14 protein-coding genes are annotated in these 20,594 nt (G+C 48.8%); 3 read left to right on the forward strand and 11 right to left on the reverse strand.

Annotated features, from left to right (window positions below):
- Nucleotides 1-55 precede the first annotated feature (55 nt).
- Together BMW79_RS29510 and BMW79_RS29515 are read right to left on the reverse strand one after the other, a co-directional pair.
- Entirely contained in the window at nucleotides 56-1,579 is a 1,524-nt protein-coding gene (locus BMW79_RS29510; RefSeq protein ID WP_089901917.1) for an ArnT family glycosyltransferase, read from the reverse strand.
- Between the two features lie 140 nt (nucleotides 1,580-1,719).
- Complete coding sequence (locus BMW79_RS29515) at nucleotides 1,720-4,077, reverse strand: ABC transporter permease (RefSeq protein WP_177192388.1); 2,358 nt, start codon at nucleotides 4,075-4,077, stop codon at nucleotides 1,720-1,722.
- Between the two features lie 317 nt (nucleotides 4,078-4,394).
- Between BMW79_RS29515 and BMW79_RS29520 the strand changes: the two genes are divergently transcribed.
- Together BMW79_RS29520 and BMW79_RS29525 are read left to right on the forward strand one after the other, a co-directional pair.
- The gene (locus tag BMW79_RS29520; protein WP_089901924.1) at nucleotides 4,395-6,896 is read left to right on the forward strand and encodes a cation-translocating P-type ATPase; all 2,502 of its coding nucleotides are present in this window, start codon (nucleotides 4,395-4,397) and stop codon (nucleotides 6,894-6,896) included.
- Nucleotides 6,897-6,902: 6 nt separating this feature from the next.
- Nucleotides 6,903-7,880: a 2-hydroxyacid dehydrogenase gene (locus tag BMW79_RS29525; RefSeq protein WP_245752719.1), complete on the forward strand. Its 978-nt coding sequence runs from the start codon at nucleotides 6,903-6,905 to the stop codon at nucleotides 7,878-7,880.
- Here BMW79_RS29525 and BMW79_RS29530 read toward each other — a convergent pair whose 3' ends face one another.
- Both BMW79_RS29530 and BMW79_RS29535 read right to left on the reverse strand, forming a co-directional pair.
- Nucleotides 7,881-10,250, reverse strand: a complete 2,370-nt coding sequence (locus BMW79_RS29530; RefSeq protein WP_089901927.1) for an ABC transporter permease — start codon at nucleotides 10,248-10,250, stop codon at nucleotides 7,881-7,883.
- A gap of 136 nt (nucleotides 10,251-10,386) precedes the next feature.
- Nucleotides 10,387-10,959: a hypothetical protein gene (locus BMW79_RS29535; RefSeq protein ID WP_089901930.1), complete on the reverse strand. Its 573-nt coding sequence runs from the start codon at nucleotides 10,957-10,959 to the stop codon at nucleotides 10,387-10,389.
- An 86-nt stretch (nucleotides 10,960-11,045) separates the two neighbouring features.
- Here BMW79_RS29535 and BMW79_RS29540 point away from each other — a divergent pair, with 86 nt between their 5' ends.
- Nucleotides 11,046-12,308, forward strand: a complete 1,263-nt coding sequence (locus tag BMW79_RS29540) for an acetyl-CoA C-acetyltransferase (protein WP_089901932.1) — start codon at nucleotides 11,046-11,048, stop codon at nucleotides 12,306-12,308.
- A gap of 3 nt (nucleotides 12,309-12,311) precedes the next feature.
- Here BMW79_RS29540 and BMW79_RS29545 read toward each other — a convergent pair whose 3' ends face one another.
- From BMW79_RS29545 to BMW79_RS29575, 7 genes are all read right to left on the reverse strand, one after another.
- Nucleotides 12,312-12,950 carry an HD domain-containing protein gene (locus BMW79_RS29545; RefSeq protein WP_089901935.1) on the reverse strand — a complete coding sequence of 213 codons (639 nt, stop codon included), beginning with the start codon at nucleotides 12,948-12,950 and terminating at the stop codon, nucleotides 12,312-12,314.
- Between the two features lie 66 nt (nucleotides 12,951-13,016).
- Nucleotides 13,017-13,856, reverse strand: coding sequence for a helix-turn-helix domain-containing protein (locus tag BMW79_RS29550; protein WP_089901938.1), 840 nt, complete (start codon nucleotides 13,854-13,856; stop codon nucleotides 13,017-13,019).
- Nucleotides 13,857-13,886: 30 nt separating this feature from the next.
- A complete protein-coding gene (locus BMW79_RS29555; RefSeq protein ID WP_089901942.1) occupies nucleotides 13,887-16,925 on the reverse strand; it encodes a PVC-type heme-binding CxxCH protein in 3,039 nt (1,012 codons plus the stop codon).
- A gap of 181 nt (nucleotides 16,926-17,106) precedes the next feature.
- Nucleotides 17,107-18,252 (reverse strand): TlpA disulfide reductase family protein, encoded by a 1,146-nt coding sequence (locus BMW79_RS29560; protein WP_245752721.1) that lies wholly within the window; start codon nucleotides 18,250-18,252, stop codon nucleotides 17,107-17,109.
- 167 nt (nucleotides 18,253-18,419) lie between these two features.
- Entirely contained in the window at nucleotides 18,420-19,385 is a 966-nt protein-coding gene (locus BMW79_RS29565; RefSeq protein ID WP_089901946.1) for a quinone oxidoreductase family protein, read from the reverse strand.
- Nucleotides 19,386-19,465: 80 nt separating this feature from the next.
- Nucleotides 19,466-20,011, reverse strand: coding sequence for a Crp/Fnr family transcriptional regulator (locus BMW79_RS29570; protein WP_089901949.1), 546 nt, complete (start codon nucleotides 20,009-20,011; stop codon nucleotides 19,466-19,468).
- Complete coding sequence (locus tag BMW79_RS29575) at nucleotides 20,008-20,565, reverse strand: DUF1543 domain-containing protein (protein WP_089901952.1); 558 nt, start codon at nucleotides 20,563-20,565, stop codon at nucleotides 20,008-20,010. The genes BMW79_RS29570 and BMW79_RS29575 overlap by 4 nt, the downstream gene beginning before the upstream one ends.
- Nucleotides 20,566-20,594 lie beyond the last annotated feature (29 nt).

Below are 20,594 nucleotides of genomic sequence, written 5' to 3' on the forward strand. Positions count from 1 at the left end.
AAGGCGGTTTGTGTTGCTGAACAATGACGGGCATTACTACCCGGGTTGACTGTCATCATTTTTCGACATGACGGGGATCATGTCCCGGCAGCGGAGGCTGGTAATCCATACAGCGAAAAACCAGGAATTTCCTTACTACGCGGCCGTGCTGGTGCACAACGATGGGAGGCAGCGGGCGAACCGACCGGAAATAAGGGGCCAGGTCCTCTTCGGCAAACTCCAGTTCATCTACTTCATCGTTCACATCTGTCAGGGAATTAATAAAGAGGGCATTTTTCCCTTTCAGGGTATTGACATCGGTACCGATAAAATCAAATTGTAAAGCGTTCTCTCCGAGCACATTCCGGGAATATACCATACGTCCCAGGTAGAGGTTGAGCATCGCACTGGTTTTATAGTCATCTGCAGAAAAAATAAAATCGTCCGGATATTCATCTGCCAGTGCTTTTACACCCTCGCTCAAACCCGACCAGCCAATCATGGTATCATCAGAATGAATGGGCACCGGGTAGAAAATGACTTCTACCGCCAGCGCCAGGTGCACCACCACAGCACAGATCCACTGCCAGCGTACGTATTTAACAGTGATCCAGGTGCTGATCCAGATAATACCGGTGATATAGGCTGGCATCATCCAGTTGATCTTTACCCAGTACACCGGGGAGATCACCAGGAAAATACCAAAAATGGGTATAAAAAAGCATAACAGGAAGAGCTGTGAAGCCGGAATGTGCGAGACATGCCAGCCATATTTACGCACCAGCTTATACACATAATACAGCAGGGCAAAGAAAAGCACCGGTAACAGGATGGCTGCCTGGTGGCCAATCACCCCAAAAACATCCAGCGGATGAAATTCCACCCCTCCTACCCGTCCGGAAGACTGGAACCGGAAAGAGGCAAAATCATTTTGCACATTCCACAGCACCACCGGTAAAATGGTGATGCAAAACAGGAGAATACTTGCAAAAAACCAGGGCGACCACAGGTAATGCCGGTGCTGCCTGGATAATAACAGGTACAACACGGCGCCCGCCGGCAGAAAGATAGCCGTGTATTTACTGTCGAATGCCAATCCCATAGCAATGCCCGCCCAGATCCAATACGCCTTCCTTCCTTCAAAAACCGCCCGGTACACCGCCAGCAGCGATAAAGACCAGAACAGCAGCAAAGGCACATCCGGCGTGGATACCAGCGACAGGATAGTGATCATCAATGTTGCATACAATAGCAGGAAGCCATTCCAGGCCCTTTTCCGGGGCAGGAAGCAGCGCGACAGGCGATAGAAAGCCAGCAGGGTACCGATCGTTACCAGCGTATCTGCCAGCTTGATCACAAACACATGACGGCCAAACAGGTCAGTAAAACCTCTCAGAATCCAGGCAATAGCCGGCGGATGATCAAAATAGGAAAGGGCAAAATGCTGCCCGTAAAAATAATAATAGGCATCCTGGGGCATGGCTCCCATGATGCCTATGAACGAAAATCTTAATAGTATAATGAATCCGATGGCCGCTGCCATCCATTTATTCGCTGTGATATAGGCAATAAAACGATTATCCCCGGCTTGATCCCGCATATGCTGAGCTGACAGTTATAGTTGTGACAGATGGTTTTAAGAAAATATATTCCCGCAATCTCTGTGCCGCATGGTGGTAATACACCCGCCGCTTAACTATAATTAACACAAGGATCCTGTTTCGGTTCAATGCCAACCGCCTATTCTGCTTTCAGGCTATGCGCCGGATTAGCACGGGCAGCCCGGAATGCCTGTAACCCTACCGTTGCGAAAGCAATCAGCAGCGCCCCCACGCCTGCAACGGCAAAGAGATACCAGCTGATCTGTACCCGGTAAGCGAAATCACGCAACCAGCGCTCCAGCAGGTACCAGGCCACCGGCGTAGCTATCAGTACCGACAGGATCACCAGTCTGAGGAAATCTTTTGACAATAACGCCACAATACCTCCTACACTGGCGCCCAATACCTTACGGATGCCTATTTCGCGGGTACGCTGTTCTGTCATATACACCGTTAAGGCCAGTAAGCCCATTACGGAGATAAATACCGAAATAACCGTAAACACATGAATAATATATTGCACGCGGGTATAACTGCTGAACAGCTGCTGGAAATTATCGTCCAGGAAAGAATAACGCAGCGGGAACCCGGGTTCCACGGTATCCCACAGCTGTGTAATCGCCGCCAGGGTTTTATCGAGATTAGCCGTATTCACTTTCACCAGCAAAGCGCCGCCCGACTGGTACGTACAATGCGCATTGGAGATACTGTACAGCGTAGGCCGCACATAACTGTCGAAACCCTGTACCTGGAAGTCTTTCACCACTCCCACAATCTGGTAAGGTACACTGTCGCAACTCGCATAACTGATCTGTGAACCTACCGGATCATTTACCCCCAGCGATTTTGCCGCCGACTCATTAATCACGGCCGTATTATTCTGATCTTCCGGATGTGCATCTGAAAACATGCGACCGGTTAATACAGAGATCCCCAGTGTAGCAAAAAAGTCGGTGCTCACCCTTACAGAAGAAAACATCCTGCTGCTGCCTGCATAATGGAAGGTATGAAACGACGTATCTACCTCGCTACCCGGAACAGCCGTTGTTTTAGACACCAGCTGCACACCCGGGATACGCAGGAGTTTGGCCCTTGTCTGTTCAAAATTATTTTCACGGGTAGGTTGCATGGCTTCTATCTGCAGCACCTGCGCCGGATTAAAGCCAATATCCCGGTGTTTCATAAAATTCATCTGATGCGCCATTACCAATACACTGACAATGAAAAACACAGATACGGTAAACTGGGCCACAATCAGCGAATGACTAAAACGCTTACCGGTAGTACCAGTACTGAAATGTCCCTTCATCACATTCACCGCACCCTGGCGGGCAAACACAATAGCCGGATATAATCCCGAAATAAGTATAATAGCGATCAACGCAGCAGCACACTGCGCAATCATCGTATAAGAATAAAGTTGTCCGGAGAAGGAGAAGGATAACGACAGACCGAACACCTGGTTAAATAACGGCAACAATAGCAGCGACAGGCCAAGTGCCAGTAACAGGCTGATACCACATTGAATGCTTACTTCCAGCATAAATTGCAGCAGAATCTGAGTACGGCTGGAGCCCATCACTTTTCGTACACCTGCTTCCCGTGAACGTTTCAACGTTTTCACCAGCGACAGGTTGCTGGAATTCAGCGCGCCGCTCAGCAACAGCAAGCCCGCCAGCCCGAAAAGGATCAGCGTGGTTTTGAAAGGACTGTTACCAAAACGCGGATGATTGTGAATATCAGGTACCACATCTGTCATCAGGGATGGTGCGTGCCCGGCTTTTACATACGCTTCATAACTTTCGGTTCCTGTTTTCAGGTGATGATCATAAAAAGTACGGTTTATTTTTTCTTCCAGTGACGCATTGGTGACAGGCTCTCTTAAACGGATATACGAAATGTAAGAGATATTGCTCCAGCCGCTGTTCTGCGCCATAAAAGGATCCCTGAGAATAATGGCTGCGCTGATATGTGAAGGGGTGGCAGGTGCCGCAATAATACCCGTAACGGTGAAGGGCAGCTGGTTATATACTTTGATAATTTTACCGATAGGATCTGTCTTACCAAACAACTTTTCACTGACTTCCCGGGTGATCAGCGCAGAAGATGGTTCCCGGAAAGCATTGGTAGCATTACCTGCAAGCAGCTTGTATGGAAATACATCCAGGAAACCACTGTCGGCCATCAGGATATCCTTCTGGTATATTTTGGTATTGTTGTAGCTGATCAGCAGCTCGTGGTTACCGGAAGGAATAATGCGGGTATATGCCTTTACCTCCGGCAGATGGTCTGCCAGCAGCGGCGCCAATGGAGCCGGCGCGGGATTGTTGGCATAATTGTTTTCTGTTTGCTGTGATACCCGGTATACATTTTTCAATGAAGGATCCCAGCGATCGTAACTCAGCTCAAAATTGAGGTATAACAGGATAATCAGGAAGCTTGCGAGACTAACCGCCAATCCTCCGATATTTACCATAGCGGTAAATTTGTTTCTCATCAGATTCCTGAAAGCGATTTTACAATAGTTCCGAAACATTGCATAAGTATTTGCTGCTATGATATAAAAAAGGTGCCGGATAAGGCTATCTCTGGTAATCAATCGCTTACAACTCCCGCGATCACTCCTTTTGTTCATTTCCGGGTGCAGCCTGTTCATTTTCGAACAATAGGATAACCTATTGCCATTTGCCGGAAATGAACGGGCAGATCGCATCTCACCAGATGAATTTTTAAAGATGATGAAAAATGATGAATAACAGTTCCTTCCTTCATAATTCGTAAATTTAAGGAAGCACTTTCACCAAAACATCCTTCATGGCTGTACAGATCAATTTACCGGAACACATCAAAGGTTTGGATGAAGCGGCAGTGAATGCCTCCCGGCAGCAGCATGGCAGCAATATTCCACCGGCGCCTGCCGCAAATACATTGACGGCTATACTGAAAGAGATCGTGGAAGAACCAATGCTGGTACTGCTCATCGCGGTTACTGCCATTTACTTTGTGATGGGTGAACTGGGAGAAGCATACTTTATGCTCGCCGCGATAGCCCTGGTATCGGGCATTTCCTTTTACCAGGATAGTCGCAGCCGCAAGGCCCTGGAAGCACTGGAGAAAATGAATGAGCCTCTGAGCAAGGTAATCCGCCAGGGCATACTGATCAGTATTCCCACCAGTGAAATAGTAGTGGGAGATATGATGCTGGTATCTGAAGGGAATACGATTAATGCCGACGGCATTATTGTACACAGCAATGATTTTTCTGTAAACGAGTCGGCCCTTACCGGTGAAGCTTTTGCCGTGTTCAAACAGGCAGACAGCAAAGATAACAACGTATACAGCGGAACAGTAGTGGTATCCGGGCTGGCCATCTGTGAAGCTACGCAAACCGGAGCCCATACAAAAATAGGGCAACTGGGAGAAGCGATCCTGAACATCAGGGAAGAACCCACGCTGCTGCAATTGCAGATCCGTCAGTTTGTGAAGTGGATGGCCATTGTGGGCGCTGTTGTATTCCTGGCTGTATGGGGATTTAATTTTATTCGCAGCGGCAATTTAACCGATAGTTTGCTGAAAGGGCTGACACTGGCCATGTCCATTTTACCGGAAGAAATCCCGGTGGCATTTACCACCTTTATGGCATTGGGTTCCCGGCGACTGATGCAGATGGGCATCATTGTAAAAAAGATCCGCACTGTGGAAGCACTGGGGAGTGCTACCATTATCTGCACTGATAAAACCGGCACCATCACGGAAAATAAAATGAGCCTGCAGGCGGTGTATAACGGCGCCGACCACACGTTATATGAAAGCGGTCATTTCCCGGAAGCATTGATCACCACAGCGATGTGGGCGAGTGAACCGGTACCGTTTGACCCAATGGAGAAAACACTCCACCGGCTATACGAAGAAATGACGGCCACCGATTTGCGCGCAGATTATACCATGGTGCATGAGTATCCGCTGTCTGGCAAACCGCCGATGATGACGCATATTTATGAAAATACAGCGAGTCAGCGCATTGTGGCCGCGAAAGGAGCGCCGGAAGCTATCCTGGCCGTTTGTCATCTCCCGGAAAAAGAACAAGAGAAAATCACCGGGCAGATCAATGCTTTAGCTCAAAAGGGGTACCGGATACTGGCAGTTGCCACTTCCGACTTTACCGGCAAGGACTATCCGGTGGAACAACAGGCATTACCGTTTGTGTTTACCGGTTTACTCGCCTTTTACGATCCACCGAAAAGCAATATCAATGAGGTGTTCCGGCATTTCTACCAGGCAGGAATCCAGGTAAAAATCATTACCGGCGATAATGCCGTAACTACCTGCGCCATCGCGCGGCTGGCCGGTTTGCAGCAACCTGGTGAAGCGGTAAATGGCGCCGACCTCATGCAAATGGATGCCGGCAAACAGCTGGCTACATTGCAGTCGGTCAATATCTTTACACGCATGTTTCCCGAAGCGAAACTGGCCGCCATCAATGCACTCAAGGCTGATAATGAAATAGTAGCCATGACGGGCGACGGCGTTAACGACGGGCCCGCCCTGAAAGCCGCACATATCGGCATCGCCATGGGCAAAAAAGGCACCGAGATCGCCAAACAGGCAGCCGCACTGATCCTGGTGAATGATGACCTGAGCAGCATGGTAGATGCTATTGCCATGGGCCGGAGAATTTACACCAATATCAAAAAAGCGGTACAGTATATTATTTCCATTCATATCCCTATTATCCTCACCGTGTCCCTGCCGCTGTTCCTTGGATGGATTTACCCGAATATCTTTACACCGGTGCATGTTATTTTCCTGGAAATCATTATGGGGCCTACCTGTTCCATTGTATATGAAAACGAACCCATGGAAGAAAATGCCATGCTGCAACCACCACGACCCATTACACAAACGTTCCTGTCGTTCCGGGAAATGAATATCAGTCTGCTCCAGGGATTATTCATTACCGCAGGCGTGCTTACAGCCTACCAGTGGAGCGTGGCACAGGACGCAGGCGAAACCATTACACGGAGCATGGTGTTTACCACATTGGTGCTCGCCAATATTTTTCTTACCTTGGTAAACCGTTCGTTCTATTACTCCTTTATACACAGCATGCGCAACCGGAATAAATTAATGGTGGGCGTTATTATCATCACCTTGTTACTGCTGGCAGTAATGCTATACATTCCCCCGGTGGCGCAGTTTTTCAGTATTACAGCGCTTTCTATGCAGCAGCTGCTGATAAGCGCTGCGATCAGTGCAGTATCGGTGTTGTGGTTTGAAGTATGGAAATTATGGAAAAGAACATTTCAACGTAATTAAATGGATATGATGAAGGTATTTACCACCAGGATTATTCCCGAAGAAGGATTGTCATTGCTGCAGCGTGCAGGCTTTACCGTTACACAGTGGTCCGAACCGCATGAGATGACACCGGCACAAAGAGTACAATTTTGCAAGGAAAATGATGCGTTGTTGTTTGCCGGCGGTGACAAACTGGATCGTGCTTTTTTAGAACAATGCAGGCACCTGAAAGTGATCAGCCTGTTGTCTGTAGGCTACGACAATGTAGACCTGAAAGCAGCCACAGAACTGGGACTTCAGATCACCAACACACCGGGTGTCCTGAGCAATGCCACGGCCGATACTGCATTTCTACTGATGTTGTCTGTTGCACGGAAAGCATTCTTCCAGCATAAAAGAATTTTAAAAGGCGACTGGGGCTTCTCCACACCTACCTCCAATCTCGGAATTGATATAGAAGGAAAAACACTGGGGATATGGGGATTGGGCAACATCGGTGCAGTGATGGCACAACGCTGCCGCGCTGCGTTTGGCATGAAGATCATTTACTGCAATCGTCACCGTAATGAAGCCGCAGAAAAATCGCTCGATGCCACCTTTGTTTCTTTTGAAGAGCTACTGCAACAAAGTGATGTCATCAGCGTACATACTTCACTCACACCTGAAACAAAAGATAAATTCAATAAAGACACCTTCCGGAAAATGAAGCCCACCGCTATTTTCATCAATGCGGCCCGGGGAGGCATCCACAATGAACCCGACCTGATTGCCGCTTTACAGGAAGGCATTATCTGGGGCGCCGGGCTGGATGTTACCAACCCGGAACCAATGCACCCGGATAACCCATTGCTGGAAATGCCTACGGTAGCGGTGTTGCCACATATTGGTTCTGCCACTTCAGAAACCAGGAACGCTATGTCGCGTATCGCAGCGGAAAATGTGATTGCTGCGTTAAAAGGTAATCCGGTACCGAACCCCGTAAATCATCTGTATAACCTGTAACTATTCGCTTCTTAAATTACTGACAGGATTGGCCAGGGCCGCCCGCACGGATTTTACGCCAATGGTAGTCACTACCATAACCACCGTAATAACTACCGGCCATGCAAAAGCCTCCGGGCCAATCGTCAGGCGGTAAGCAAAATCCTGTAACCACTCGTGCATCACATACCAGGCTACCGGTATGGCTATAATCAGGGAGAAGAAGATTAACACAATAAATTCTTTCAGAAATAACCATAGTATGGATGAAACGCTGGCGCCCAGCACCTTGCGGATGCCGATCTCCTTACGCCGTTGTATAGCCATAAACGATACCAGCCCCAGTAAACCGATACAACCTACCAATACCGCCAGGGAAGAGAAAATACGGATCATTCCCAGCAGCACTTCTTCCGCATGATACATCCGGCTGATATTTTCATCCAGGAACTGATAAGACCAGGTATAGTCCGGATAAGTGTCTTTCCAGACTTTTTCCAATGCTGGTAACAATGTTTTCGCATCCCGGACATTCATTTTCACGGCACAGGAATAGTAACCCTGGAAGTCGCTGTACAAACACAGCGGATCAATTTCTCCATGAAAATCACCGGTATGAAAGTCTTTTACCACGCCCAGAATGGTAGCCTTTACATCATACACGCCAATGGTTTTGCCGATAACCGCTTCCGGGGAAGCTGCTTTTACGCGCTTTACAAATGTTTCATTCACCAGGCAACCATTCAGGGTATCGCCTCCATATAAATTGCGTCCGGCGATCAATTGCAATCCGAAGGTAGCCAGGTAATTGGCGTCTGCCGTTTTGGTACTCATCCGGAACGACTCTGTTTTGGGGCGGCCATCATACACAAAATCGTCTTCGTTATTCACCACAGACATAGGAGATGTCAGGCAAAAGCTCACGGCTTTTACCCCGCTCATTTCTGAAAAACGGTTACGCAACAGATCTACCGAGCGTTTATTCTCTTCCGGGATATTGATCATCAGGATGCCTGATTTGTTGAAACCGATATCCGTGTCCATAGATGAACGCAATTGTTTTGATATGATAAGGGTACAACTGATCAGGAACAATACAATCGCAAACTGCGCTACTACCAACACTTTCCGCAATGGAATACCGGCTGTTTGCCCCCCCAGTACTTTTCCCCGCATTGTTTCCACCGGTTTCAGACGCGCCAGCAAACTTCCCGGGTAGTAGCCTACCAGTAAGGTAACCACAACGAATAAACTGATGGCAAAGCCCAGGAACCAGGGTTGATATAAATTCCGGGGGCTGATCTTTGTGTCAAACAATTGGTTGAAAGAAGGGAAAGCAGCGTAGGTTACGGCCACTGATAAAAGAATAGCTGCCAGCACCAGGATGCCGGTTTCCATGATAAACTGCCAGCGTATCATAGTTGCAGAACTACCCAGTACTTTTCGTACTCCCGCTTCCCGTGACCGGTAAAAAAGACGGGCTGTAGTGAGATTTATAAAATTGATACCCGCCATCAGTACCAGAAAAAGCCCTACCAGTGACAATCCCCATAATTGTTTCTTTTCTATCTGGCCATCGTAGATCCGGTTAAAATGAATATCAGATAAGGGCTGCATATAAAGTATCATCTCCTTGTGGCCTACTTTTTTGAGCAATTGCGGAAAAGCGCCTTCTACTGTAGTTGCGGTTACACCTGGCCGGAGTTTCATAAAACATTGAATAGAAGAAGAAATACCCCCCCAGCTGCTGTCGCTACCCAACCAGGGGTTGGCTATCTTATAACTGGCATAGGAGAGATAGATCTGCTGCTGGTTGCTGCTATTCTCCGGGATATCCTTCATGACCCCTACAATGGTATATTGGTACTTATTATTCAGTAAAATCTGCTTGCCGATCACATCTGTGCCTGAAAAAAAGCGCCGGGCTTCTTTTTCTGTAATGAGCGCCTGGTAAGGTGCCTGCAGGGCATCTACCGTACCACTCACCAATGGATAATTAAAAATATTGAAATATGCGGGTTCCACGTATGCCGCAGCGCTATGGAACATTTTGCGTACCTCGCCGTTGCCCACAGTTACCTGTGGTTCTCCCCAATCGGCGCGCATCGCTACATTTTCTGCAAAGGTATAGTCGGCTGCAAACGCCTTACCAAAGGGTTGCGGCAAACCCTGTGAATAGTCGTCCCCTCCAAAGGTAGTTTTAGAAACCACCCGGTAAATACGTTCTTTATCTTTATGAAAATTATCAAAACTCAGGTGATAGTGAAGCAAACAGGCAATCAGCATCGCACCTGCAAACCCGGTAGTAAGACCAGCGAGATTGATGAATGTAAATAACGGCTGATGACGGATATTTCTCCAGGCTGTTCGAAACCAGTTAAGTTGCAGCATATGGGAGTATTTTTTCAGAAAACCAGGGCTGCATAAAACAGGCCAATCCTGAAACCCTTTGCCAACGCGAGCCTTTACCAGCACGATTGTCCGCAAACGGACAGGAAGTCCGCAGATGAACAGGAGTAATTTACAATCATACCAACTGCGACAACCCAGTTCCAAAGCCCTCGATGCTTTCTTTCATATGATGCAGGGAGCCGGGTAATAATTTCAGGCGCTCTTCTTTCACAATATAAATTCTTCCGGAACTCGCATTGGGCGCGTTAGGGATGTATACCACATGCCAGCCGGCTGCATTTTTCTCTATGAGAATACCCGGTTGCCAGGCTTCTTCCAGCCAGATCAGCACACCGTGGCGACCGGTTTCCTCACCGGCACTCTCCTGCGCTAACATCTGGATAAAAATAAATCCGGGCATAAAACGCAGTACGTTTTTATCGAGCCAGCGATGCACCACGCCCACCTTTTCCAGTCGCGTGAGCAAGCCCGCCAGGTAACACAACAACAGCAATACTACCGTTGTCAGCAGTGCCAGTAAAGTAAATCCGAAAAGACGTTCGATATCAAAATAGGCCATGATGCGTCTTACCACCAGGTGGATGGCCATCCACATTTTTCCAATGAAAAAGCACACCACAATGATCGGGAGAATCAGCATACAACCACGGAGAATTGTTTTGCGGATAGTAGCGGGAAAGAGTTTCATGTGTCTGGTTTGCCCTCCATAAACAAATGTTGACGGTGATTGTTGGGTTAATACATATTCATTAACTTTAGCTAAAGCTCTCCCTCATGAAAAAGGTCGCTATCATCGGCGGATTACGGATCCCTTTCGTTAAGTCCTTTAAAGAATATAATCATATCAGCAACCAGGAAATGCTCACTTTCTGTTTAAACGGACTGGTGGAAAAATATGGTCTGGCCGGCAAACGCCTGGGAGAAGTAGCGCTGGGAGCGCTTTTAAACCGGTCTACCGACTGGAACTTTGCCCGCGAATGTGTGCTGGGTACTGCGCTGGATCCGCATACACCAGGCTATAGCGTACTGAGAGCCTGTGGTACCAGCCTGGATACCACCATCCAACTGGGGCTGCGCATCGCCTGCGGACAGATAGATACCGCCATTAGCGGCGGCAGCGATACCAACAGCGATATTCCACTACTGTTTCAACAGCACCTGGCGTGGAAGCTCGCCGATCTGCGCGCGGCGAAAACATTTTCACAGCGATTGAAAATCATCGCTTCCATCCGCCTGAAAGACCTGAAACCTTTATATCCTTCTATTGTAGAGCCCAGAACGGGGCTATCGATGGGACAACATACAGAAAAAATGGTGAAGGAATGGGGCATTACCCGGGAAGAACAGGACGCATTGGCCTACCGTAGTCATATGAATGCCGCCAAAGCCTACGGGGAAGGCTTTTTCAGTGATCTGCTTCTGCCATTCAAAGGCGTTAAAAAAGATACCATCATCCGGGCAGATACTACCCCTGAAAAACTGGCAGCACTAAAACCTGCGTTCGACTTCAGCGGCAATGGCTCTCTCACCGCCGGGAACAGCACCTTGTATACCGATGGTGCGTCTGCATTACTGATGGCCTCAGAGGAGTATGCACAACAACAGAACTGGCCGGTGCTGGCGCACCTGGTGGATGCAGAAACAGCAGCAGTAGATTATGTGAACGGTGAAGGATTGCTTATGGCGCCTACCTACGCGGTAGCACGGATGCTGAAACGCAATCACCTGAAACTACAAGACTTCGATATCTATGAAATCCACGAAGCTTTCAGCGGGCAGGTACTCTGCACACTGAAAGCCTGGGAAGATGCCGCCTACTGTAAAAAGCTGGGATGGGAGGCGCCACTCGGCAGCATTGATCGCAGCAAATTGAATACAAAAGGAGGAAGTGTTGCTATCGGTCACCCTTTTGCAGCCACCGGTACGCGGATCCTGGCGCAAACGGCTAAAATATTGCAGCAACGCGGCAGCGGCAGGGCATTGATCTCTATCTGTACCGCCGGCGGCATGGGCGTAGTAGCTATCCTGGAAAGATAAATGTTACTCGCTCCACGGAGAATGCAGAATACAATCGCAGAAGTTTTTACGTTTGAATTCCGGAATCATATAAGCACATACATCTGCCTTGATATTACCAAAGGTTGTTTCCGTTTTATGTTCAAACCCTCCAAAAAAGGTAGGAATAATCTTTTTCTTAAAGCCATTACGCGGAAATGCGGCCAGGATAGCCAACCGGTGTTCTTCGCTCAGGTGTTCATATCCTTCTCCCATTACATCCAGTCCTACTCCACTATACATCAACGCCACTTCCGGCTCCTTGTATTCCGCAATACCAATAGTCGTGTGCAATGCGATGGTATCCCATACCAATTGCTGCGAGGCAGGTGGCACGCCATGCGAGCGTAAAAAATCACGGGCGGCATTGGCGCCATCTACTTCAAACCGCTTATCCGGACTGCTGTAATGCGGCTGTAATCCGAGGTCATGAAAGGCGGCGCTGATATACAACAGCTCAGGATCAAAAGGCAGGTTCCTGCGCTGCCCGTTTAATACTGCAAAAATATAAACGCGGAGAGAGTGATTATACAGGAATTCCGTTCCATGTTCGCGTAATAACTCCGTGGCTTGTACGGCCAGTTGACTATCGGGTATTTTCACCCCTGCAATTGTTTTACACATACGATTTGCTTTTATGCTACAAAGGTAGACTGGCAAAGCATTAGCGGGAATAACAAAAGCAGTGTATTACATACCAATTTGTGCAAAATCCTGACGATAGCCGAGTGGAGAATGACCGGTATTTTTCTTAAAGAAGTTACTGAATTGAAAAGGTGTGCTAAAGTGAAGCCGTGCAGCGATTTCCTTCACCGGCATCGTGGTGAACTGCAGGAGACGTTTGGCTTCTGCTATCAGCTGTTCGCTGATCAGCATCTTGGGGGTTTTACGACTGTATTGCTGGCAAATATCTATCAGCTTGCGTGGTGCAATATGCAGTTGTTTCGCAAACGCATGTACCTGGTGCGAAGGATGTACCTCTTCCTGTAACAGGGTAATAAACTGCTGATAGATTTTATAATGATGATTATTGGTATCCGCGAGCAATTCCTCGTTGATATTGGCAATTTTAATCACCAGGATCTTGAGGTAAGCGGCCAGCACATCTGCTTTATTGGAATAATCCAGGCGCTGGTATTCTGTCAGCATATCGTGGAAAAGGCGATCCAGTTCCGATGTAGTGGCCACAGATGGACTAAAGTGCTGATGCGCTTTGATATCGCCATATAGTGTGGCTTTGCAGTTACGGGCGCTCACCGGGGTACGGTCCCAGAAGCAATCACCGAATACCAGGTGGATGGCTTGTACAGGATGCTTTTGGGTAAGTTTCCAGGATTGTCCTTTACCTATCAGGATCAGGGTACCCGGCGTTAGCGGGAAACCGGCACCGGCGATCTGCATGGCGCCATTTCCCCGCATGATCCAGCACATCTCGTTGTCTGTGGCGGTTTGTATACCGGCTGGCAACAGCTCTTCACGGATCGTAAATCCGTCCGTGAGGAGCTGTGTATTGGTGGGTGACAATGCCATGAGAATAAATTAAATCACGGCACAAACTTATTACTTTTTCAGGGAAGACAGGTAAGTAACCAGGTCTACCAGTTCCTGTTGCGGCATGGCGGTAGCCAGACCAGTTGGCATCAGGGAATGTTCATACGGTTTCCTGGAGCTGATGTTTTTTTGTTGAATTTTCACGCCTTGTCCGCCGGCGGTCCGTACATCTACTTCGTCCTTCGTTTCGCTGGCAATGTATCCCAGTACTGTGGAGCCATCTTTCAGCTTAAAGAAATATCCTTCAAAACCGAAGCTGATACCTGCATCCGGCGTTATGACCGCATCATAGAGCGCACTTTTGGTGAGCTTGCTGCCAATTTCTGTTAAGGCAGGGCCGAAGTTTACGCCGGTATTACCTGCCAGGTGGCAGGTAGCACAATAGCTGGCAAATACTTTTTTCCCTCCGGAGATGTTACCCGGGAGGGTCACTAATTTATCAACAGGCGCCAGGTCGTGGCGTACGTTTGCAGGTTGGTAATGAGCTACGGCTTTGGCTTTGATATCCTGGCGCCATGCGTGTGTAAGAACTGCCTGTGCCACGGTATCCAGATCGGCCGGTAATACTTTCCGTTCCACCATATTCCACAGGTCTGCATATCCATCCCATCCGTGACCGAGATTACGCGTAGCCTGTTGCCTTAACGTCAACGCATACACGTTATTCTGCATCAGTGAACGGAGCAGTTCACGGTTGGTACGGTCCTGTGCCCGTCCGATGGCATTAACCAGGGTAAATGCAGCGGCTGTATCCTGCTTCGACATGGCTTTTATTACGAGCGGTTTTCCACCACATTCCAGTAATGTTTTCATGGCATAGCCGGAGAGGTCGTCGCGTTTGGTATCCAGCACCATTTGCAGCAGGTGGTCGTTCTGATCACGCAGGTGATACTTTAGCACGAGATCCACGAACTCCATCTGTCCGTTGAACACCAGCAAACTGTTATGCAGCAATGCCGCCATAGCGGGTGTTTGGGGCACCGCGTTGGCATCCAGCTGCAGGAAAGTCAATGCGTTGATACTGGCCTGTTGGGGATGAGTTCCCTGCAACAGACTCAGTAACACGGGTGTACTTTCTGCGGCCGGATAAAAATCAAAGGCGCGGAAATAGCGTTTATTTTGCAATGGATCCTGGTCGGGTTCCTGGATAAGCGCTGCCAGTAAGGGCAGTGCTGCGGCTGTTCTGGCCCGCCAGATAATGTCATGATCCGATGCAGGGTGTTGTGTATTGGCAGGCAGTTTGCGCCATTCATTAAAGCAGGCATCCCAATTGCCATCAGCGGCAATACCGAGGGCTTCGAGGTACCAACGGTCCTTGCCATCATATTGTGCGGCCAGTAATGCCCAGTTGAGGGGCATTTCCTTTTCGCGGCGGTGGTACATCGTCAGCAGCAACTGCCGCCTTACAGCAGCAGAAGTATCTGTTACCAGCGTGCGATACATTGCCTTATACAGGGTATCTGACGAAAGGCTCATTTCCCCGGCTGCACGGATGGCGGCAATACGGATGTCTTCATTGCTATCTTCGAAGGCTTTTTTCACATAGTCAGCACCGTTAGAAAGCCTACTAAGCAGCCATAGTGCGCGTGCCTGGTACCGGGGGTTACCGTCGTGGTACATTTCCTTCAATGCCCCTTCGGCGGAAGCACCCATACCGCGAAGTTTTGTCCATGCCAGGTAGCGGGTGCTGAGGTTTGGACTTTTCAATGCGGCAACTGCATCGGCAGCGGTGTTGAGTACTGGTGGTTTCACTTTGTAACTGCTACCGGGTGGGGCTATACGAAATATGCGTCCCCTGTCGAGGTCGCCTACCTGGTGGCCACCTACACCGGGGTCGTACCAGTCGGCCACAAACAGGGACCCATCCGGTGCAACACATACGTCTGAAGGCCGGAACCACCGGTCTGTAGCGCTTTCCAGGATATTTTCAATAGTGGCCGTATAGCCGGCGCCGTATTTCTTTGCCGGATAGGAACGCACTACATTATGCCCCGGTTCACCGTGGATCATCTGGTTATGAAAAACAGCCGGCAACAGATCGCCTTCGTAAACCACCATGCCGGTGGGTGAGCCGGAACCTGTTTGCAACAGGTTGGGAACCACGCCCGGATCATTGAGATGCCAGTGGCGGTAAGGAATGGAATCTTCCATGTTCATACGCCGCGACTGCCAGCTGGCGCCGGTCATCTCATCGGTATATCCGTAATTCCCGTGCTCAAGGATATAGTTGATACGGACGCCCCGGTTACCATCATCGTCATTATCGCTCTGCCACATATTACCAAAGGCATCCACCGCCACTTCATAATTGTTGCGGAAATTATGCGCCATCACTTCAAGATGGCTTCCGTCTTCATCACAGCGGAAAATCATTCCCTGCCGGTAAGGTTTGCCTTTGTTGGCAATGAGCTGCCCGTCTGCATCGCGGATCACGTTGCCGTTTTTATCCAGGATACTATCGCCTGCATTGCCAAAATTGAAATACAATTTACCATCGGGTCCGAAGGTAAAAGCATGGATCGCGTGATCATGCTGCACACCACCGATGCCACGGAACAACAGTTCTTTTTTATCGGCTTTATCATCTCCGTCGGTATCTGTAAATACAAATACATTGGGACTACAGGAAACAATTACTTTATTGCCCAATACACAAATACCCAGTGCCGCATTAATACAGGTATCCTGGTAAAATACTTTAGCCGTATCGGCTTTACCATCTCCGTCCCTGTCTTCCAGGATCATGATACGGTCGCCGGCGGCTTTGTAGGGATGACCGGGGTTCAGTTCATTGCGGTAGTTGTAGGCTTCTGTTATCCATACCCTGCCCTTTTCATCGATATCCATGTTAGTGGGGTTCATGATGGCAGGTTCGCTGGCAAACAGGGTAGTTTGAAGGCCCGCAGCGGTTTTCAATCCGCCTACAGCGTTTTCAGGCAGGCGTTGCTGCGCTTCTGTGAGTGGCAGGGAGGCAACCGTTGGCTTGTGGGACTGGCACGCGCTGATAAGCACGGGTACCAGGAAAAAGATCCGGTGGATGTATTTCATATACGTGGAAAAAATTAATTGTCATCGTTACACGTATTGAAAGTAATAAAATAAATTACATTTTTCATAAAAAAACCCGTCCCGGGAAACCGGGACGGGTGGTCCATTGTCATCCATTTCACCGAATAAATAATTCGTTACGGGCATAGAGCAGATACCATGCCGGAAATGAAGAAACGGATTAGTGTAATATTTTTTCCAGTTGGCGCTCCAATGCTTCACCCCGCAGGTTTGTAGCAATGATGCGGCCTTGAGGATCGAGCAGGAAATTTTGCGGAATCGAATTGATCATATACAATTTAGCGATGTCACTTTTCCACCATTTGAGGTCGCTCACATGATGCCATACGAGACCATCTTTTTCGATAGCAGCTGTCCATTTTGCTTCATCACCGGTTCTGTCGAGAGACACACCCAGGATATCAAAATTCTTGTCTTTGAATTTGTTGTACGCTTTTACCACGTTAGGATTTTCTGCGCGGCAGGGACCACACCAGCTGGCCCAGAAATCGAGCAATACATATTTTCCTCTGAGGTCGGACAACTTCAGCGTTTTACCATCCGGCGTAGCAGCGGAGAAATCCGGTGCTACCTGGTTCAGGCCCAGTAATGCAGAAGCTTTCAGCAGTTCAGCTGCTTTCAGGCCCAGGCTGGATTGACGTAAAGCCACTGGAAATTTATCAAACTGTTTTTGTGTACCTTCTACGTCTTCTACGCGGCCGCCCATGTTACCGCAAAGAATCGCCAGGCTCACATAATAATCATTATGCGCCTGCATAAATTTCTCTTCCAGTTTACCCTTTTCGTCTATCATTTGCTGGTAGGCATATCTCAGGTTGTACAACCCGGTAGTATCCGGGTTGGCGGTCATCATCATAGCCTGACCGATTTTCTGGAGGGAGTCAATACCTTTTGTGTTGGTCGCCAGCACTTTCTCCAGTTCCTGCTGTTGGCTTGTCAGCGGAGAACCTTTGATCACCCCACCGGTAAACAGGTTTGGATCACCGGCTGTTTTCAGGGTAAAGGTCATTTTGTCGTTTGGTGTAATGTACAGTTGCTGGAAGCCTGACTTTGCAGCTTCACCGGCTTTTAACCGGATATTCAGCACGGCCTGCTGGGTATCAGCCACTTCATACGACAGTTTGAAAGCACCTTTTTCTACCAGGGCAGAATCCAGTTTCTTGTAGCCATTGCCGGATGCGTTGAGGAGAAAAATGTATTCGTTGTTAAATTCGGCGGGCACTTTACCGGTGATCACCGACTTTTTCTGTGCAGATACGCCGGATACAGCTGCCATTGCGAGGCAGCCAAGCATTAATTTCTTCATACCTTGAGTGATTGGTTGGTTTTGCCCCGAATGTATAGAAAGGCAACAGATCCTTCAAAAGCATAATGACGGGCGGTAAGTGGACCGTGATTACCGGTGGGAAGCTGCCGTTCTGAGAGCAGCCGCTGCAATGGCTGCCTCCGGTGCCCCGACGCCGGCAACCGTCATCAGCTGGATACTCCCGGTACCAATACAATCCGGCCACCATTCGTTTCGCGTGTCCATGCTGCGCTCACTTCTTCCAGGGGCATTTCAATGGCCTCTATCGTAAGCCGGCCTGCTGCTGCATGTTCCATAATGGCTGGGAAAGATGCGAAAATGGCCTCCATAGAAACGCTGCCACCGCCGCTACCCATGATCTCAAGACGGGAACTGCGCAATGCTGCAGAAGGAAGGGAAATGGGATCGCCTGCCATAGCGCCTACCTGTACCAGCCGGGTACGCGGTGCTTCCTTCGTCATGCTCTTTCCGGTGATGGCGGTGATCAGGGCTGTTACCGGAGCGCCCCACAGGTAATCGATCACCACATCATAAGGCTGCGTGGCAAAGGCTTTTATAAGTGCCTCCGGCGATTGCTCCAGTGAAATACATTCATCAGCCCCTAATGCGTATAATTGGTCCAGCGCCGTCTGATTACGACCTGCCGCAATCACTTTGCCGGCACCCAGCAGTTTGGCGACCTGCACCGCCAGCTTACCCGCTACACCGGTTGCACCCAGGATCAATACCGTTTCTCCCGGTTGCAATTGCGCGCGGTGCGTAAGTGCCAGCCAGGACGACATCGCCGGGTTAAAAATGGCGGCGGCAGTGGTATCTGAAATACCTGCGGGAAGCGGCGCACTGAAACCCTGCGACACAATACTGAGTTCTGCCATCGTACCATAAGGCTTGCGCATGCCTCCGAAATAAACCCGGGTGCCATCAGCCAGCGTGCCTACGCCATCTACTCCTGCAATAAAAGGGTGAGCGCCTTCGGCGGCGGAATAGTGCCGGCCGGCGGCAACGGATTTTGCTACCGGATGTATGGCGGCTGCCTTTACCCGGATCAACTGTTCATTTTCACCCGCTACCGGATCTTCAAAAAAACCATATTGTGGTATGCCTGCGGGTGGTGTTACTATTGCTGCTTTCATCATGTTATTTTTTGTGTATCACAAAGGTCCATGATGAAAAAACAAGTTCTCTTTACATTTGTTAAGAAATCAAAGGAGGGCTATTTCTCCCGCTGGAGCTTATTCCGGATCCGGCTCAGGGAAACAGGGGTAATTCCCAGGTAGGAGGCAATGTATTGCAGGGGTACCCGTTGCAGGATATGCGGCTGATCCCTGATCAGCGCTTCATAACGCTCCTGTGGTGTATCCCTGATCTGGGCGATAAACATTTTGGTGTAACGCAATAAGCGATGAAAAATAATTCCTTCCAGGTTAGCCCTGAAACCGGGCTCACTATCGATAATCAGGTCCAGGTTTTCTTTGGACACCTTCAACAACCTTGCGGCAGAAATGGTTTCAATCGTACACATGCTGGGCTGTCCGGTACGGAAACTTTCGATCGACGATACCCCTTCACCTTCAAAAAAGAACTGGAAAGTAGTGTCCTTTCCTTTGTTGTTAAACCAGAGGCGCACCGCACCTTCCACGATGTAATAAGCATACCTCGATGTTTTGCCTTCTTCCAGCAGAACAGTTTTCGCAGGCACGCTGATCTCTTCATAGAGGTGCTGGTACTTTGGCCAATTGATGGGTGACGGTGTTGTCATATTTTACTCAGCTGAAAATATCCAAGATGGAGGACATCGGCGCCTGCATCGGTAACCGGTGTAATCTCCAATGTATATCTCTCTTTCAGATATGCCGGCAGAATATCCTTTACGGCATGCACATCATCCACATCCACGCCATATTTATCATCTACATGCGAAGTAGCATTACCGAAAGTAGTGTGTTTGAAAAAGGTGGTCTGCTTCGACTCGCGGATCGCAACACCAATGTCTTTTTGTACACTGAGAATCTTATAATGGAACTCTTCCATTTCGTCCGGCTTATATCCACCCAGGTTCAGGAAAAACAATTGCACGTCCTGACCGGTACTTTCTTTTTTCTCCACCACTTTAACCTGGTAACCGTCCACGATATTTACTTCACGGTAACCATCGATATGCAGCTTATCTTTTGCTTCCGGCCAGAAAGCTTTCATATCAGGAATAAGATCACGTAACTGCTCCCCTATTCCAAAAAACACATCGTGTTGTTCGGTATGACGCCCTTCTGGCTTACATCCCAGCAACAACATAAACAATTTTAACTGCGCCATTTTCGTTTGTTTGCAGTCAGGAAGGTACA

Source organism: Chitinophaga arvensicola (assembly GCF_900110835.1).
Classification (GTDB): Bacteria; Bacteroidota; Bacteroidia; order Chitinophagales; family Chitinophagaceae; genus Chitinophaga; species Chitinophaga arvensicola.

Coding starts and splice junctions, on each gene's coding strand:
- BMW79_RS29545 (WP_089901935.1), bottom strand. CDS start 12,950: ATGTGTAAAACAATTGCAGGGGTGAAAATACCCGATAGTCAACTGGCC.
- BMW79_RS29550 (WP_089901938.1), bottom strand. CDS start 13,856: ATGGCATTGTCACCCACCAATACACAGCTCCTCACGGACGGATTTACG.
- BMW79_RS29530 (WP_089901927.1), bottom strand. CDS start 10,250: ATGCTGCAACTTAACTGGTTTCGAACAGCCTGGAGAAATATCCGTCAT.
- BMW79_RS29575 (WP_089901952.1), bottom strand. CDS start 20,565: ATGGCGCAGTTAAAATTGTTTATGTTGTTGCTGGGATGTAAGCCAGAA.
- BMW79_RS29510 (WP_089901917.1), bottom strand. CDS start 1,579: ATGCGGGATCAAGCCGGGGATAATCGTTTTATTGCCTATATCACAGCG.
- BMW79_RS29535 (WP_089901930.1), bottom strand. CDS start 10,959: ATGAAACTCTTTCCCGCTACTATCCGCAAAACAATTCTCCGTGGTTGT.
- BMW79_RS29570 (WP_089901949.1), bottom strand. CDS start 20,011: ATGACAACACCGTCACCCATCAATTGGCCAAAGTACCAGCACCTCTAT.
- BMW79_RS29565 (WP_089901946.1), bottom strand. CDS start 19,385: ATGAAAGCAGCAATAGTAACACCACCCGCAGGCATACCACAATATGGT.
- BMW79_RS29525 (WP_245752719.1), top strand. CDS start 6,903: ATGATGAAGGTATTTACCACCAGGATTATTCCCGAAGAAGGATTGTCA.
- BMW79_RS29540 (WP_089901932.1), top strand. CDS start 11,046: ATGAAAAAGGTCGCTATCATCGGCGGATTACGGATCCCTTTCGTTAAG.
- BMW79_RS29560 (WP_245752721.1), bottom strand. CDS start 18,252: ATGAAGAAATTAATGCTTGGCTGCCTCGCAATGGCAGCTGTATCCGGC.
- BMW79_RS29515 (WP_177192388.1), bottom strand. CDS start 4,077: ATGAGAAACAAATTTACCGCTATGGTAAATATCGGAGGATTGGCGGTT.
- BMW79_RS29520 (WP_089901924.1), top strand. CDS start 4,395: ATGGCTGTACAGATCAATTTACCGGAACACATCAAAGGTTTGGATGAA.
- BMW79_RS29555 (WP_089901942.1), bottom strand. CDS start 16,925: ATGAAATACATCCACCGGATCTTTTTCCTGGTACCCGTGCTTATCAGC.